We start from the raw sequence: 17,090 nt of genomic DNA on the forward strand, positions 1-17,090 counted from the left end.
CCGGTTATTTAGCAAAAGTACCATTGATATCTTCGAAGCATTTAGGATTTAGACGTTTGATCTTATTCGCCTTTGAACGGGAACGCTCCGATCCAATGCACCCGCGACCATGCCATCACCATCTCACCCCACCGCGCGCGAAGCCTCGCGCACTTGGCGGGTGGCGCGATCAACCTGCTCGCTGGCCTGGGCGATCGTGTCCATGCCGGCCGCGATGGTCGAGACCCCATGGGAGACCGTCTGCATGCTGCCGGACATCTCGCGTGTGACCGCGGATTGCTCCTCCACGGCCGCGGCGATGGTCGAGGAGACGTCGCTCAGGGTCCGGATCGTGCCCTGGATGGTGTCGATCGCGCCCACCGCTTCACGGGTGGCTGATTGGGCGGCAGCGATCTGACCGCGGATCTGGTCCGTGGCGCGACCCGTCTGTTCGGCCAGAGCCTTGACCTCGGAGGCGACCACCGCGAAGCCGCGGCCGGCCTCGCCGGCTCGCGCCGCCTCGATGGTCGCGTTGAGTGCGAGGAGGTTCGTCTGCGCTGCGATACCGGCGATGAGCCCGACCACGTCGCCGATCTGCGTGGCCTGATCGCTCAAGCCGGCGACGATGCTACCGGTCTGCTGCGTCTGGGTCACGGCCTGGCCGGCCATCGACGCCGCATGGCTCACCTGCTGGCTAATCTCGCTGACCGAGATCGAAAGTTGCTCGGCGCCGGACGCCATGGCCTGGATATCGACGGATACGCGGCCGGCAGTGGCGGCCGCTGTACCGCTTTGCCGCGTGACGTCCTCGACGGCTCGGCCGATCGCGTCGAGGTCGGCACCGATCGCCTGCTGGGCCTCGGCGCGGCGCTGACGCTCTCGGACGTGCGCGGTGATGTCGGTGGCGAACTTGACGACCTTGACCGGTCGTCCACTCGCATCGTTGATCGGGTTGTAGGTCGCCTGGATCCAGACGTCGCGGCCGCCCTTGCCGATCCGGCGGTACTCGGCAGATTGGAACTCGCCGTCCGCCAGCGCTGCCCAGAAAGCGCGATAAGCCTCGCTCGACCGTTCCACGTCGGTGACGAACAGCCCGTGGTGGCGTCCGACGATCTCGTCGAGCCGGTACCCAACGGCGTCCAGGAAATTCTGGTTTGCGCTCAGGATCGTCCCATCGAGCGAGAAGGCGATCACCGCCTGCGACCGGTGAAGGGCGGCGATCTGGCCGTCGAGGTCGAGGGCGCGCAATTTCTGCGACGTGATGTCGGTGGCGAACTTGACGATCTTGGTCGGCCTGCCGGCACGATCGAGCACCGGGTTGTAGCTCGCCTGGATCCAGACCTCGCGGCCGCCCTTGGCGATACGCTTGTATTCCGCGGTCTGGTAGGTGCCGAGCCGCAGCTTATCCCAGAACAGGCGATAGGCCTCGCCCTCGCGCTCCGCGGGGTCGACGAACAGACCATGGTGGCGACCGCGGATCTCCGCGAGGGAGTAATCCATCACCGCCAGGAAATTCGCGTTGGCATCCAGAATGGTGCCGTCCAAGGCGAATTCGATCGTCGCGAGCGACCGGCTCAGGGCCGCCAGTTTGGCGTCCCGGTCGCGCGCGCCCACCAAGCGATTGAACATGATGTCCTCCGGAAGCTCTGACGGGATGCGCGGCGCGTTCGCGCCGGGCGTCGCGGTTTTTCTTCAGGCGGCTGTATCAAGAGCGTATTGACTGCAGGTTAAACGGTCGAACGCGAGATAAACGGCGCCTGCTCGGCCTGCATGCGGCGTCCAACTCAGAGTTTTTAGGGGCGCACGCAGGGGTTGCATGCGTAAATGTCGCCGCTTGATCTATGATACGTCTCTCTGCCGAACTCCGTCCATAGTTATACACTCGGTCGTAGTCGATCGGTACACCTGCCGCGCATCGGGCACGATCGCTTCGGCCACCCCGCGGTCATTCGGACCGCGATGCCCCTTGGTTGCCGAGACATCCCCCAACCACGCGAAATATCGCGGATTCATCCGATCGGGCCGCGCATCTTCGGGAGCGCCCGGTCGGTCGGACCTGTCTGGCTCACGCGGTTTTGCAACGTCTCCGTGCATTGCACGCGTACCCGTCGCTCACTGCAGGGCCGTTACGATCGCGAGGATTTGAGAGGCGCGCATCGCTGGATCGGCCCAGCCGTTCCGAAACGAAGCAAAGGACGCCCGCTCAGGCGGTTCGGCCGATCGTGGCTTCGATCCGGCCGGAGGGCTCGTCCGTGGGAAGGAACACCGTTCCGGGATTGTCCAATCCGAACGGACTGAGATCTATCGGCACGTAGTGCTTGTTCGGCATCACGAAGGCGATCTCGGCCACCTCCGGAACCGCTTCGAGCGCAGCCTCGCCCATCCGATACATGCTGTCCTGCACGCCGCGGCTGTAACCCGTCCCGAACACCGTCAGCAGCGTCGAGAGGATCCGCGCGTTCGCGACCTCGTGATCCGCCGGAGCCGACGACCAGGTCCAGGTCGCATCCATGCTTGTGGCGGCGATACGGTCGGTGGCGTCCGGCAAGGTGCGGTAGCCGTCTGCGACGAAGCCGGTCCAACCGGATTGCGTGGTCTTCATGAAAGTGTAGCCGCGCAAGCCCGACGACAGGATCGACCCGGACCGGTCGGCGTGGAGCCCGACGAAGCCGAAGCCGTTGCCGTCGCGGGTAAAGGTATGGCCGTGCGGTATTCCTGCGATGACATGGCGGAGCCAGCGAGTCTCCTCGGCCTCGATCGCCACAGCCTCGACCTGAGGGTAGGTCGCGAGCAGGACCTGCGCCACGGCAGCCACGAAGGCTTCCGCATTCAGGGACGGGTTCTTGACCGCCGTCACGTTGACGATGTTCTTCACGCTGTCCGTGGCGATGCAGGCCCGGTTGTCGCCCCGTGTCCAGGCGTCCTCGAATCGCCCGGTCAGGATCACGGACAGCGTCAGCTCCCGCGGCACATGGTGGTCGCCGGACCGGGTCAGCCGCAGGACACGGACCCGATCCTTGCCATACCGCGATGCTGTCAGAGCCATGATGATCTCCGAGAGGATGTTCGAAGCGTGAGCTTAGGACCGGAGGCGCCGTATCTCTACCGAGTCCCTTGACCGACTCGGCACATCGGCCGGCATATGGTGCGGTCGAGCGGCATCGGCGCGACCCACGGACATGGAGGGCGTGTGGACCTCAACACGATCGAGACCGTCCTCCGCCCGAACGCGCGCGCCGAGCTGCCGAATTGGCAGGATGGCGACGCCTGTCTGGCCGGTGGAACCTGGCTGTTCTCGGAGCCGCAGCCGACGACGCGGCGTCTCATCGACCTGACATCGCTCGGCTGGTCGCCGCATACCGTTGGTTCCGACGGCGTGACGCTGGCGGCGACCTGCACCATCGCCCAGCTCGACCGGCTGGAACTGCCGGCGAACTGGATTGCGGCTCCCCTGGTCGGGCAATGCTGCCGGGCCCTGCTGGGGTCGTTCAAGATCTGGAACGTCGCGACGGTCGGCGGCAACCTGTGCATGGCGCTGCCCGCCGGGCCCATGACCGCGCTGGCCGCCGCTCTTGAGGCGACCTGCGTGGTCTGGGCGCCGGACGGTGGCGAGCGTCGTCTGCCGGTCACGGAGTTCGTCCTCGGGCCGCAGCGGAATGCCCTGCAGCCGGGGGAGATCCTGCGCAACGTGATCATCCCGGCCGCGGCTCTGATGCGCCGGACCGCGTTCCGGCGCATCAGCTTGAGCCCGAACGGCCGTTCCGGGGCGCTGCTGATCGGAACCAGGGGATCCGACGGCGCCTTCGCGCTCACCGTCACCGCCTCGATCCGCCGACCCCTGCGCCTCACCTTCGCCGGCCTGCCGGATAGCCGGCAGCTTGCACGGGCGCTTGATGCCGCGATCCCGGACGACCTCTGGTACGACGACGTCCACGGCCGACCGGATTGGCGCGCGCACATGACCCGCCACCTCGCGGAGGAAATCCGCGACGCGCTGGCCGACGAGGCTGCGGCATGAGATTCACCGTCAACGGCCACGCGCATGCCGGCGAGCCGCGACCCGGCCAGTGCCTGCGCACCTACCTGCGCGAGTCCGGCTGGTACGGCGTCAGGAAGGGGTGTGACGCCGGCGATTGCGGCGCCTGCACGGTCCATCTCGATGGCGAGCCGGTGCATAGCTGCCTGGTCCCGGCCTTCCGCGCGGAGGACCGCAGCGTCACCACCATCGAGGGTCTAGCCGGTCCCTGCCGTCCCGGCGATTCGACGCCCGACGCGATCCATCCGGTGCAGGTCGCGTTCCTCGCGGCCCAAGGCTTCCAGTGCGGTTTCTGCACGTCGGGCATGATCATGACCGCCGCGACCCTGAACCAGGGGCAGAAGCAGGACCTTGGCACGGCCCTGAAAGGGAACCTGTGCCGCTGCACCGGATACCGTGCCATCCGGGATGCCATCGGCGGGATCGCCCATCGCGATGTCGCCGGGGAGGGGGACCCGATCGGCCGGAACCTGCCCGCCCCGGCTGCGCCCCTGGTGGTGACCGGGCAGGCGCGCTTCACCCTCGACGCGCCGCCGGAGGGCGCGCTGCACATAAAGGTACTCCGCTCGCCGCACGCCCATGCCCGCATCGTTGCGATCGACACCGCGGAAGCAAGCGCCGTCCCGGGGGTCGTCGTGGTGCTGACCCACGCGGATGCGCCGCAGCAGGCGTTCTCCACTGGCCGCCACGAAGACCCGCGCGACGACGCCGCCGACACGCGGGTCCTCGATTCGGTGATGCGGTTCGTCGGCCAGCGGGTCGCGGCGGTCGTGGCCGAAACCGAGGGCGCCGCGGAGGCCGGCTGCCGGGCTCTGCACGTCACCTACGAACTGCGACCGGCCCTCCTCGATTCCGCCCTGGCCCTCGCCGGGGATGCCCCGATCATCCACGATCCGGGGGACCGGCCCGGCGCCGACGCGCCTCCGCTGGCGCGCCATCCGAACCTGGCTGCGGAGGTGCATGGCCAGATCGGTGACGTGGATGCGGGCTTCGCCGAGGCCGATGTCGTCTATGCGGATACGTTCCGATCACAACGGGTCCAGCACGTCGCCCTGGAGACGCACGGCACCGTCGGGTGGCGCGACCCCGATGGGCGCCTGACGCTGCGCACTAGCAGCCAGGTGCCATTCCTGACCCGCGACGCCCTATGCGACCTGTTCGGACTTGGACGGAACACGGTGCGGGTGCTGTGCGGCCGGGTCGGCGGCGGTTTCGGTGGCAAGCAGGAGATGCTGACCGAGGATCTGGTCACGCTCGCGATCCTGCGCACCGGCCGGCCGGTGGTTTGGGAGCTGACCCGCGAGGAGCAGTTCATCGCGACCACCACCCGCCACCCGATGCAGGTCGCCGTGAAGGTCGGCGCCCGCCGGGACGGGCGGCTCACGGCGATCAGCCTCGACGTGCTCTCCGATACCGGCGCCTACGGCAACCATGCCGGCGGCGTGATCCACCACGGCTGCAACGAGGTGCTGGCCGCCTATACCTGCCCGAACAAGCGGGTCGACGGCCGTGCCGTCTTCACCAACACGGTGCCGTCGGGCGCCTTCCGGGGCTACGGGCTGAGCCAGACGATCTTCGCCGTCGAATCGGCCCTCGACGAAGTCGCCCGCTCGCTCGGGATCGACCCGTTCGCGTTGCGCCGGATCAACGCCGTCCGTCCGGGCGACCCGATGGTGTCGAATAGCCTGGAGCCGCACGACGTGGTCTTCGGCAGCTACGGACTCGACCAATGCCTCGATCGTGCTGAGGAGGCCCTGCGCGCCGATCCGGGGCCGGAACCCGAGCCCGGCTGGCGGGCCGGCACCGGCATGGCGATGGCCATGATCGACACGATCCCGCCCCGCGGCCACCATGCCGACGCGCGGGTGAGCCTGGACCCGGACGGCAGGTTCATCGTGCGGGTCGGCACGGCCGAGTTCGGCAACGGCACCGCCACGGTCCATCGCCAGATCGCGGCCTCGGCCCTCTGCACTGCCCCCGACCGCGTCCGGATCGCGGGCGCCGATACCGACGCCGTCGACCACGACACCGGCGCCTACGGAAGCACCGGCACCGTGGTCGCCGGCTTCGCGGTGCTCCGCGCGGCTGAGGCGCTGGCGGTGATGATCCGGGCGCGCGCGGCCGAGATGTCCGGTACGGAGGTCGACGCATGCCGGCTGGACAGAGACGCCGTGGCGGTACCGGGCGGCTCCATCCCGCTCATGAAGATCGGGCCCCTCGAGGCTCGCGGCCGGGCCGATGGCAGCCCCCGTTCGGTGGCGTTCAACGTGCAAGCTTTCCGGGTGGCGGTCCACCCGATAAGCGGTGAAGTCCGCATTCTTCGGAGCGTCCACGCCGCCGACGCGGGCCGGGTGATCAATCCGATGCAATGTCGCGGGCAGGTCGAGGGCGGGATCGCACAGGCCATCGGCGCTGCCCTGTACGAGGATTTCTCCATCGACGCCTGGGGCCGGGTCGCCACCCGAACGCTGCGCGACTACCACATCCCGGCCTGCGCCGACGTTCCGGATACGCAAGTGCTGTTCGCCGAGACCCACGACAGCGTCGGGCCGCTCGGCGCGAAGTCGATGAGCGAGTCGCCCTTCAATCCGGTTGCGGCAGCTCTCGGCAACGCGATCCGCGACGCCACCCGGGCCCGGCTCACCGCGACACCCTTCGCGCCCGACAGGATCTTCCGCGCCACGATGGCCGGCTGCGGCGGGGAGGGGTGATGGACGGCGTGCGCAAGGTGGCGATCCCGGCGCCCGGGCGGCCCGGCTTCCTGGAGCGCCGGTTCCGGCTCGCCGAGCACGGGACCACCGTGCGCACGGAGCTGCTCGCCGGCCTGACCACCTTCCTGACAATGGCCTACATCGTGTTCATCAATCCCAGCATCCTGGCCGATGCCGGCATGCCCAAGGGCGCGGTGTTCGTGGCGACCTGCCTGGTCGCGGCGCTCGGCTCGCTGGTGATGGGCCTGTACGCCAACTACCCGATCGCCCTGGCGCCCGGGATGGGGCTCAACGCCTACTTCGCCTACGTGGTCGTGCTCGGCATGGGCTTCACCTGGCAGGCGGCGCTGGGCGCGGTGTTCATTTCCGGCCTCTGCTTCCTGGCCGTCACCCTGACGGGCCTCCGGGCGATCATCGTCGACGGCATCCCGCGCTCGATGCGGATCGCCCTCACGGTCGGGATCGGGTTGTTCCTGGCCGTCATCGCGCTCAAGAACGCCGGCATCGTGGCCGCCAGCCCGGCGACGTTCGTGACCCTCGGCGACCTGCACAAGCCGAGCACGATGCTGGCGGTGATCGGCTTTCTGATCGTCGCCGCGTTGTCGGCCCGGAAGGTGAGGGCGGCCCTTCTCACAAGCATCCTGACGGTCACGGTGCTGAGTTTCCTGGTCGCCGGCAACACGTTCCAGGGTGTCGTCTCGATGCCGCCCGCGATCGCCCCGACCCTGTTCGCGCTCGACCTCTCCGGCGCCGTGTCGGGCGGCCTGCTGCATGTCGTCCTGGTGCTGTTCCTGGTCGAGCTGTTCGACGCCACGGGCACCCTGATGGGAGTGGCGAGCCGTGCCGGATTGCTCACCGACGGCCGGATGCAACGCCTCGACCGCGCACTCCTGGCCGATTCCACCGCGATCTTCGTGGGCTCGCTCCTCGGCACGTCGAGCACCACCGCCTACCTGGAAAGCGCCTCCGGGGTGGCCGAGGGCGGACGCACCGGCCTGACCGCCGCCACCGTGGCCGTACTGTTCCTGGCCTGCCTGTTCTTCGCCCCGCTGGCCGGCGCGGTCCCGCCCTACGCCACTGCGCCGGCCCTGTTCTACGTCGCCTGCCTGATGCTCCGTGAGTTGGTCGACCTCGCCTGGGACGATTCCACCGAGGTGATTCCCGCCTGCGTGACCGCGCTGCTCATGCCGTTCACCTACTCGATCGCCACGGGCGTCGCCTTCGGATTCATCACCTACGCCGCGCTGAAGTTGCTCACCGGCCGCGCGCGCGAGGTAAAGCCGGTGGTGTGGATGATCGCAGCGCTATTCCTGTTCAAGTTCTTTGAGACCGGCAGCGCGCATTGAAAACGTGCCGAGGAAAAAGACCGATCATAAGCGCGTGGCCGCCGACGAAACCGTCGCGAGATCGACGGTTTCGCTCATGCCTTCGAGATGGTGTCGTGAAAAGGCCCGGCTTCATCGACCCGGATTGCAACGCCGAAATCGCAGTTTGGCCCCGCGAAAAGTTCGGCGGACCAGTCGCCCTCGTTTCGCTGATCGTGCCCCGCCTGCCGCCGAAAGGGGGTGCCCCACGCATCACTGGCCGGATGGTGCTTCCGACCTAGGTATCGTCGAGTTTGTTCCGCGCGCCTTCGGAAGACACTCCGGGCGGAGGGACATACCGGTCCGCCGCCCGGTGTGAAGCGGAATCGCGAACAGGCGTAGGACGGTACGGGCTCCGCGCACGGGCCTGACGGCCATGAGCTGTCCCTCGCTGGACGTCGCCTCCTGCACCACAGCTTCTGACGCGAGGCAGCTGCAGGCGAGGGTGCGAGTCATCTGCTCCAGGCGACGCGCCACGTTGACGGTGTCGCCGACCGCGGTGAACTCGACGCGTTCCGCCCCAATGGCGCCGACGAAAACCGGACCGCGGTGCAGTCCGATGCCGATGCGGACCGGCGGCAGACCCATCTGCTCCCGTTCGCGGCTCCAGTCCGACATAGCGCCAGCAAGCGCGCGGGCCGCCGCGACGGCGCGATCGGCATCGTCGGGCGCTGCATCCTCGGGCGCTGCTTGCGGCACGCCGAACACGGCCATGACCTCGTCGCCGACGAACTTGTCGACAAGGCCGCCCGCCGCCTCGATCGCCCGCGCGGCGCGGACCCGAAAGTCGGCGAGGAACGCTGCGACATCCCCAGGCGGCATAGTTTCGCAGAGATCGGTAAAACCGCAGATGTCGGCAAACAGCACCGTTGCCTCCTGCTCCCAACCTGCGCGCAGAGCGTTGGAATCGGTCTCGGCAACCCATCGGGCGACTGTAGGGGCGGCCAAGCGTGCGAGGTTGTCCCGTTGCTGCATCACCGTGCGGGCTGCGGAGCGCAGGCGCTGAACGCGCAGCGCGAGACACGTGGCGGCAAGCCCGGCGACGCCGAGCGCGACGGGTTCAGGCGCGGTCGCGGACGCCAGCCCCAGAACCAGTGGTATCGGCGCCACGGCGAGGAGCGGACCGTCCCATGCTGCGGCGGCAGTCCAGCCTCGGCGGAGGCTCTCGGCCCACTCAGCCCCCCGCCGCGCGGGACCCAGCCGGGACAAGGTGTCCACCCTCACGGCGGAAGTTTCCGAAAGGAACATCGCCGGCATCAGCATCCCGAGCAGACGCGGCTGATGACGCGCTGTGCCCTGAGATGCTCACGCTCGACAGCGGGAGAACGCCAGTCCCGGCTCGTTCGGGACGAAAGGGGGACAGTGGTCGCGGCGAGGCTCGGCACGTCGGGCTGCGTGAAGCGTGGGGCCGGCTGCGATCGTACGGCGGTCGGGACCGACAGGGGCAAGAGAAGGGCTGCAATCGCCGCGCCCGCCGTGATTCTGGTCCGATGAGCGATCATGGTTTCGTACTCCCGACAGTGAGGCATCAGGAGTGCGGCAGCTATCTTACGCCACGATTTCTTCGATCTGAATACTTATGACAGTGGAAATACGTAAAAACAGTTCCCGTCGCACGTACGCGCCGTAATCGATTTCGATTGTATTCGATTAGCATGTGCAAACACGCATGACCGCACCCAGTCCGGTGGGTCAGGTGCGGTCGGACGCACCGTTGGAACGTCAGCCCGTCCCGCGGCAGCTCTCTGCGAGATCCAGTGTTCGATCCGGCGGCTCCGCGCACTCGGCCGCCGTCGTCCGTGATCACGGGCGGATTGTCGGGCTCACCGGCGCCGACGGTTCAAGCGGGATGCGTCAGGACAAGTCGAGCCCGACAGGACCACAACGTTGTGGGCACCGTCGACCAACAGGCGGGCGATACGCGAAATCGGATTGGAACGCCCCGCGGCTGGCTTCGCGCGAAGAAAAACCTTCGTCGGGCGCCCTTTGCGCGCCGGGAAGACGGCTGCCGTGCTGTCGCGACGGCAACCGGGAGCGAGGCCGGGGGCGGTCTGTCGGGGCGCAGCTGCGGAACGCGATCGACGCGGTTGCGCCTACCGTGGACGGCGGAGGCGGTAGGCCGCGCTAAGCAGCAACCCTCAGCGCATCGATGCGGCGGATACCGCTGTGGCCCTGAAGGACCGGCATCGCCCCGGTCATACGCAAGCGTGGGGCTAAGCGCGTCAGGGCGCCCAGGCCTTCTTCCAGTTCGATCCGCGCCAGGGCCTCGCCGATGCACCGGTGTGCGCCACCGCCGAAGACCGGATGCAGGCGTGGTAGGTCGGTGCGCCGGGTGTCGAACGTGTCGGGATGTGCGTAGACAGCCTCGTCCCGCAACGCCGACAGCGTCGAGAGCAGGATCAGGCTTCCGGCCGGCACGACATACCCGTCGAGGCGGATCTCCTCTCGGGCGACCCGCCCGGCGGACCCGACGCTCGGCTCGTAGCGCAAGGATTCCGCCACCGCGGCGGGGATCAGGCTGGGATCTCCGCGCACCGCCGCCCATTGCTCCGGATGTTGCAGCAGCAGCGCCACCTGCATGGCGCCGGCGACACGGGTCGTATCAGTGCCGCCGATGATCATCTGCACGAGTTGAACGATCACCTCTTCGGGAGTGAGTTCACCCGCCGCCTCGGCTTCCGCGAGGAAACGCGTCAGGAAATCGTCCCGGGGTGCCGACCGGCGCGCCTCAAGAAGGGCCTGCACGTAATCGTGGAGCGCGACCGCGGCCGCCTCGAGTTCCGGGATGTCTTCCGGTCCGAAGGTAAAGCTCAGCACCCGTGAGACTTCATAGGCGAGATGCGTGAAATGGGGGATGTCCCCACGCGGCAGGCCGAGGATTTCGGCGATGGTCTGGGCCGGGATCAGGGCGGAGTAACGCGCGACAAGGTCGATCTCCTCCCCCGGCATCCAGTCCTGGACGAGGCTCTCCGCGGCGGCGCGGATCCGCGAGCGCAGACCTTCGATGATCCGGGCCGCGAAGGTGCGGGTGAAGGGCGAGCGGCGCCGGCGATGCACCGCCCCGTTGGCGTTGAGCATACCGTGCGCGAAGATGTCGAACAGCGGGCCCTCCGGAATCCCGCGCGCCTTGGGATAGAGCGTCTCCGTCGCCTGGACGCGAGGGTCGCGCATCAGCAGATCGACATCGCGGGCGCGGAGGACGAGGAAGCCGGCGACCTCGTGACCTACGACGGGCAGCTGGGGTCGCCAGGTGCGGAACACCCCGTGCGGATCGGCCTCCAACTCCGCCACCGTCAGCGTCGGAATGCCGATGGACGGCTCGGGGATGCCAGCGTCGAGCAGACTGTCTTCGGTACCGTTCATCCTGGGGGCCTCGCTGCTGAACTGCGCGAGAACCGTCGGAGGCCCGAGCTACCGGATGATTTCGGAGGCTCGTCCGATGGTTACGATCATAACATTCCGCGCCGCGGCCTGTGAGAAAGGACGCGCGAATGGCTCCGGTGTGCGCAGGAGCACGTCCAGTGCAGCGTGTTTCGTGCGTCAGAGACTCGGAAATCACGCCGTAACTTAGCCCTTCGAAAAAGCTGTCGCTTGGCAGAAGGAGAAGTCTTCATGGTTGCAGGGCTGGCGAATAGCGACGACGTCTTCGAGGCGTTGCTCAGACGAACGATCACGGACTCTGTGATCGGCGGCAAGGAACACGGGGTCTCGGGTTCTAAAGACCTCATTGCTCGCCTACGGCATTATGAGCGACGGGCGCTCCAGGAGCAGCTGAGCACGCAGACACTCCAGGTCATTTCTTCGGCGCGGCGCCTTCTCGGCGACCGGTCGGAGATGGGCCGGTACCGTGACGTTGGTGCGCCCTGACGACGGTGCGCCATGACGTTTGACGGCGTCCGGTCAGGATGCCGTCCCGCTGATCCGTGCCGAGCGGGCCATGCTTCGGACCCAACACCGCGGGTTCGGGAGGGCGCGGGCCGCTCTCCTTCCAGGGAGCGAGTCACGGTGCGCATGCCCGCGCCGTTGCAGGACTAACGGAGCCCGTCCGAAGGCCTTCGCGCCACCTTCGTCTACGGCGCGCGGGTCGTCAGGCCGACCGACAGGAAGCGCTCGATCATCGCGTTGACCTGGTCGGCCACCTCGAGCGTATTGAAATGGCCTGCGAGCAGGGTCTTGGCGGTGACGAGTTGCGGGCAGAGTTCGCGCAGTCGGTCGAGATCGCGCGCCGCCTCCACCAGGGGCACGTCCGCCGAGATGTAGGCCATAGGTATCCGGCAGGCGCGCGCCGCCGGCACCGGATCGTGGTGCCGTACCATGTTGCTGAGGGCCGAATAGGCCACATGCTGCGGCGTTCTCAGGCAGGGGCCGAGGATGAACGTGTCGAAGAGTGCCTGCCGCCGCGCCGGATGGTCGTGATCGCAGCCGATCGCCCAGGCCGTGTTGCGCACGACGCTCCGGTAATCCGGGCTGCCGACGCCCGTCAACAATCCTTCGATCTCGGCCATGCCCGCCGCGTCGGGCGAGGGCAGGACGATCGTGTCGATCATCACGAGACCGGCGGCGAGGTCGGGATGGCGACCACACAGCTCCAACGCCACCGCGCCGCCGAGGCTGTGGCCGATGACCAGCGGCTTCACCAAGCCCAGCGTCCGGCATTGCCACGCGATGTCCTCGGCGAAGCCCTCCATCGTGTAGTCCTGCTCCGGCGCGTCGCTGGCGCCGTGGCCGCGCAGGTCCACCGCCACGACGCGGTGCGTCTTCGAGAAGTGCCGGATCTGCGGCGTGAAGATGCCATGATCGCCGGTCCAGCCGTTGATCAGCAGCAAGGGATGCTCAACAGGCGTGAGCGGTCCGGCGTCGATATGGGCAAGCCGGGTGCCGTCGCGCGTCAGGTGGCGCGGCTGCCAGGAGGGTGGGTCGAAGGTCATGCGGGCTCTCCGTTCTGTCGGGAGGGGGACGGGGATGAGGGCTGCCGCCGTGCCGGCCGCGTGAGGCCGGCATGGGCGGCGAACGCCGTGAGGCAGCAGCCGAGCATGACGGCGGCCATCGACAGAGCCGACCGGCCGTCGAAGAACCGGCCGACGACGTCGCTCGCGAAGGCCGCGCTGGGCATCTGAAGGAAGACCGCGACGGCGCTGGCCGAGCCTGCGGCTTCCGGGCTGACATCCGTGGCGCCGTGCATGGCGTTGGGCGAGATGAGGCCGAAGGCCAGGGCCACGCCGACCATCGCGGCGATCACCGGCGGGGCCACGGGAGGTCCGATCAGCGTGGCGGCGAGGAGGATTGCCGCCGAACTCGTCGCCAAAACGAGGCCGGCACCGATCACCCGCTCAGGAGCGATGCCCCGGGCCGAGAGGCGCCCATTCAGGAACGCGCCGCCCATCACCGACAAGGAACTCGCCCCGAACACCAGCCCGTAGGCCAGCGGACTGAAGCCGAGGGCGTCAATGAACACCAGTGCGGAACCGGTGATGTAGGCGAAGACCGCGCCTGCCGCCGCGGCGTTGCACAGCGCGTGGCCGAGGAAAGCCCCGCTCGCCAGAATCCGGCCGTAGCCGCGCAGGATCCCGGTGGCCGCCGGCTCGGGACCGGGCCGCCGCCGCAGGGGCTCGTCGATGTGCCGGATCCCTACCAGAGCCACGAGGGCGGCGGCGATCGGCGCGGCGTGGATCAGACGCCAACTGCCGAGATCCATAACTTCCGCGCCCACCGCCGGGGCCACCATCGGCACAACGTTGATGATGAGGACGACGAACGACATCTGCGCGCGCGCCGCCTCGCCCCTGAACAAGTCCCGCACCATCGCCAGGACCGCCATGCCCGGGCCCGCGGCACCGATCCCCTGGAGGGCGCGGAACAATAGGAAGTGCGGCAACGTCCGCGCCGTAGCGCAGCCGAAGCTGCCGCCGATGAGGAGCAGGCAGCCGCAGGCGACGGCGGGCTTGCGGCCCAGGCGGTCCGAGGCCGGACCGTAGACCAGCAGCGCCGACCCGAAGCCGAGCAGGTAGGCGCTCATGGTCGCGCCCATCGCGGACGGCGGGACATGCAGCGCGGCCGCCGTGTCCGGCAGGCTCGGCAGGATCATGTCGATCCCGAAGGTCGGGAGGGCCGCCAACAGCCCGAGCAGGGCGGAGAAGGCGGCTGAGCCGGGGCGGATGCGGGGATACCCCGGCACGAGGGCCCGGATCAGGCCCAACGCCGGTCTCCGCCCCGATCCGAAGCCCTGTGCGACGCTGTCATCGCCTCGATCTCTCGGACGAGACCAGCCGCGTCGAGATCCGCCCGCACGGCCGCGCCGAGGACCCTCGCGGCTGCCCGGAAATTCGGTTCCGCCAGAAGCCGGCGGGTCGCCGTCGCAATCTCGGTCTCGAGCGCCCCGGCAGGAAGACGCAGGCCGGCGCCGCGCTGGGCTATACGGGCGGCGTTGTCGGCCTGGTCGCGCGCGAGCGGGATGACCAGCAGGGGCACGCCGTGCAGCAGCGCGCGACTGACGGTGCCGTGACCGCCCTGGCACACCACCAGATCCGCCTCTGCCATGAGGGCGTCATGGGAGGCCGCCGCCACGACACGGATGGTGGCCGGGGCAGCGAGATCCTCCGCCACGACATTGTGGCCGGTGGTCACGACGGTCTCGGCATCGACCGTTTCGAGGGCACACGCGATGCGCCGCAGGAGGTCGGTCTGGTTCTGGGCGCCGGTGCTGCCGGCGACGAGGATCCGGGGCCGGCGCGCCCCGGGCCATGCGGTCAGAGCCCCGCGGGACCAGCCCGGTTCATCGAGCAAGGGCCCAATGTACCGATAGTTGGCAGGAAGCGCTTCGGTGTCGAAGTCGAAGGTGCGGCTGATGGCCAGGAGGACGCGCTCCGCCTTTTCGAAGTGCGCGAACGCGGTGGCGACCGGGGGCAGCCCGAAGGCGCGCCGTGCTGCGTTGAGCACCGGCCTTCCCTGTTCCATCGCGGACACGATCGCGGTTTTCGCTGCCTCCACTGCGGCCTGCTCCTCCGCGTTCCGCGGCGGCGCCAAGCCACTGGCTGCTGTCGGAATGCCGGGTAGCGGACGGATGCTGACATGCGGCGACAGGACTGCGTGCGGCAGTGCGGCGGCCTCGGCCGCAAGGGCGCAGCCGACCAGGAGATCGATGCTCAGGACGGCGTCGGTCGGAACGCGGCGGATCTCGTCCAGCGTATCCGCCGCGTAGGCACGCGCCGGCGCGAACATGGTCTTACGCAGCCAGTCAGCCAGATCCGAGAAATCGGCCGGGTCGGCATCGATGCCGGTCGGAGCCCGGCGCCACCCGATGAACGGGAAGCCGGCCGCCTCGACTTCGCCACGCATCGCCAACTCGGCCATGACGCGCGGGTGGTGGCCCGCCCGGTGCAACTGCCGGGCTGCCGTAAGCACAGGGCTAAGATTGCCCGCGGTTCCCCATGAGATACATAAGACATGAAGCGGCATGGTCTTGATCTCCCAATACGATCGCGCATGCAGGCGTTGTTTCGGATTGCAACTCAGCTTATATATGCCGTAAATCGAACTTATTCGGTCGATGGCAATAAATCTGATTTACTATTGCTCTGATAAATTGCACTAATATCGGCAAGAAATTCGATATAATCAGGATGCGTATTGTGGATACATCCGCCGTAGGCGAAGCCGATCGTCAAAGCCTCCAGCAGCCATGCGAAGGCGCCACGTCCCGCTGAGGGGCCAGCGACCAACGGTGGAGTCGGGCCGGTACGATCCCGGGATCGGCTGCCCGGCGGCTGCCCAGTGTCCGCTACGGAATCCCGCCAATCTGGTCCAGACTTACGGAAGTGTCTGCGGCTGCGCGGGCAGACCGCCGCGATCACGGCATCAATCATGGCCACCTCTCCACTACGAGAAGTCGACCATTGTATTTTCGAGTTACATCGCCATGTCGGTCAGCATCAATTCATATTACAGCTGTAACAAACCGTCTCTTCGTTCGTCCGATACAGCTATGTCCAGGGCGAATGCTCGTGTTGTGTTGCCCCGCACAATATGAAGGGCGCAATCCTTTGGGGGGCATGATATCAGCTTCGCCGTGCAAGGCCCGACGTCCGGACGTCCCCTGAAGGGCGGCCGGGGTGGGTCGGCGAAGGATGGGTCGGTCTCCCGGGCGGCGCAGTCCCCCAATCCGGGGCAGCTGCCTTTGTCCTTGAGCCGGCGCATCGAGATCGTGCCGTCGCGGCAGGCTGCCGCGAAGCGGAGTTGGCCATGATCGAACCCAGTCTGGACCGAAGTCACGGGCGGAGCGCACGTCCCGGCACGACGCGCATCCTCCTCGTCGAGGACGATGCGGGCATGCAGCGCATCGTCTCGGACCACTTCGCCGACCACGACGTCGACGTCACCCCGGCGACCGACCGAGCGGAGGCGGAGAAGCGGCTTGCGGAAGGCACTTTCGATCTCGTCGTGCTCGACCTGAGACTGGGGTCGGAGAACGGGCTGGATCTCTTGCGCGACCTGCGCGCCAGGAGTGACCTGCCGGTGATCATCACCACCGGTCACCGCCGGGACGAGATCGACCGGGTGATCGGACTCGAACTCGGCGCGGACGATTACCTCGTCAAACCCTACGGTTTGCGTGAGCTGCTCGCCCGGGTGCGGGTGATCCTGCGGCGAGCCGAGGTCGTACCCGTTCCAGCCCGGGCCCAGGAATCTCACCGGAGCCGCTTCGACGATTGGGTTCTCGACCGGCGTCGCCGGCGGCTCACCAACCCCGCGGGCGCGAATGTCGCCCTCAGCAAGGGCGAATACGCGCTGCTGGTGGCCTTCCTGGACGCCCCTCAGCGTCCACTGAGCCGCGAGCAGCTCCTTCAGGCCACCCGCGTCCACGAAGACGTGTTCGACCGCAGCATCGACGTCCAGATCTTGCGGCTACGCCGAAAGCTGGAGGCGGATCCCAGCACACCGCGCCTGATCGTCACCGAGCGCGGCGTCGGCTACGTCTTCGCCGCGCACGTCGAGAAACTATAG

General features: G+C 67.9%; 13 protein-coding genes. 5 read left to right on the top strand and 8 right to left on the bottom strand.

Going from position 1 to position 17,090, the window contains the following annotated elements; all coding sequences use genetic code 11:
• Nucleotides 1–123: 123 nt before the first annotated feature.
• A complete protein-coding gene (locus ACYQPG_RS11220; RefSeq protein WP_461230941.1) occupies nt 124–1,608 on the bottom strand; it encodes a methyl-accepting chemotaxis protein in 1,485 nt (494 codons plus the stop codon).
• Nucleotides 1,609–2,182: 574 nt separating this feature from the next.
• Nucleotides 2,183–3,025 (bottom strand): factor-independent urate hydroxylase, encoded by an 843-nt coding sequence (pucL, locus tag ACYQPG_RS11225; protein ID WP_461230942.1) that lies wholly within the window; start codon nt 3,023–3,025, stop codon nt 2,183–2,185.
• Between the two features lie 144 nt (nt 3,026–3,169).
• On the opposite strand from pucL, the gene ACYQPG_RS11230 reads away from it, so the two are divergent.
• The 3 genes from ACYQPG_RS11230 to ACYQPG_RS11240 are packed head-to-tail and all read left to right on the top strand — an operon-like array spanning nt 3,170 to nt 8,072.
• Entirely contained in the window at nt 3,170–3,997 is an 828-nt protein-coding gene (locus tag ACYQPG_RS11230) for an FAD binding domain-containing protein (protein WP_147908528.1), read from the top strand.
• Nucleotides 3,994–6,726, top strand: coding sequence for a molybdopterin-dependent oxidoreductase (locus ACYQPG_RS11235; RefSeq protein ID WP_461230943.1), 2,733 nt, complete (start codon nt 3,994–3,996; stop codon nt 6,724–6,726). Before ACYQPG_RS11230 ends, ACYQPG_RS11235 begins: the two co-directional genes overlap by 4 nt.
• Nucleotides 6,726–8,072, top strand: coding sequence for an NCS2 family permease (locus ACYQPG_RS11240; protein WP_461230944.1), 1,347 nt, complete (start codon nt 6,726–6,728; stop codon nt 8,070–8,072). Before ACYQPG_RS11235 ends, ACYQPG_RS11240 begins: the two co-directional genes overlap by 1 nt.
• A 231-nt stretch (nt 8,073–8,303) precedes the next feature.
• Here ACYQPG_RS11240 and ACYQPG_RS11245 read toward each other — a convergent pair whose 3' ends face one another.
• Both ACYQPG_RS11245 and ACYQPG_RS11250 read right to left on the bottom strand, forming a co-directional pair.
• Nucleotides 8,304–9,200: an adenylate/guanylate cyclase domain-containing protein gene (locus tag ACYQPG_RS11245; protein ID WP_461230945.1), complete on the bottom strand. Its 897-nt coding sequence runs from the start codon at nt 9,198–9,200 to the stop codon at nt 8,304–8,306.
• A 1,014-nt stretch (nt 9,201–10,214) separates the two neighbouring features.
• Nucleotides 10,215–11,453: a cytochrome P450 gene (locus tag ACYQPG_RS11250; protein WP_461230946.1), complete on the bottom strand. Its 1,239-nt coding sequence runs from the start codon at nt 11,451–11,453 to the stop codon at nt 10,215–10,217.
• A gap of 249 nt (nt 11,454–11,702) precedes the next feature.
• Between ACYQPG_RS11250 and ACYQPG_RS11255 the strand changes: the two genes are divergently transcribed.
• Complete coding sequence (locus tag ACYQPG_RS11255; RefSeq protein ID WP_461230947.1) at nt 11,703–11,957, top strand: hypothetical protein; 255 nt, start codon at nt 11,703–11,705, stop codon at nt 11,955–11,957.
• Nucleotides 11,958–12,160: 203 nt separating this feature from the next.
• Here the strand turns inward: ACYQPG_RS11255 and ACYQPG_RS11260 are convergent, their stop codons facing one another.
• From ACYQPG_RS11260 to ACYQPG_RS11275, 4 genes are all read right to left on the bottom strand, one after another.
• Nucleotides 12,161–13,018 (bottom strand): alpha/beta fold hydrolase, encoded by an 858-nt coding sequence (locus ACYQPG_RS11260; protein ID WP_461230948.1) that lies wholly within the window; start codon nt 13,016–13,018, stop codon nt 12,161–12,163.
• A complete protein-coding gene (locus tag ACYQPG_RS11265; RefSeq protein WP_461230949.1) occupies nt 13,015–14,286 on the bottom strand; it encodes a multidrug effflux MFS transporter in 1,272 nt (423 codons plus the stop codon). The genes ACYQPG_RS11260 and ACYQPG_RS11265 overlap by 4 nt, the downstream gene beginning before the upstream one ends.
• A complete protein-coding gene (locus ACYQPG_RS11270; protein WP_461230950.1) occupies nt 14,277–15,440 on the bottom strand; it encodes a glycosyltransferase in 1,164 nt (387 codons plus the stop codon). Before ACYQPG_RS11270 ends, ACYQPG_RS11265 begins: the two co-directional genes overlap by 10 nt.
• 185 nt (nt 15,441–15,625) lie before the next feature.
• Nucleotides 15,626–15,952, bottom strand: a complete 327-nt coding sequence (locus ACYQPG_RS11275; RefSeq protein WP_461230951.1) for a hypothetical protein — start codon at nt 15,950–15,952, stop codon at nt 15,626–15,628.
• A 376-nt stretch (nt 15,953–16,328) separates the two neighbouring features.
• On the opposite strand from ACYQPG_RS11275, the gene ACYQPG_RS11280 reads away from it, so the two are divergent.
• Nucleotides 16,329–17,090 (top strand): response regulator, encoded by a 762-nt coding sequence (locus ACYQPG_RS11280; protein ID WP_461230952.1) that lies wholly within the window; start codon nt 16,329–16,331, stop codon nt 17,088–17,090.

The organism is Methylobacterium sp. CM6246, assembly GCF_054818005.1.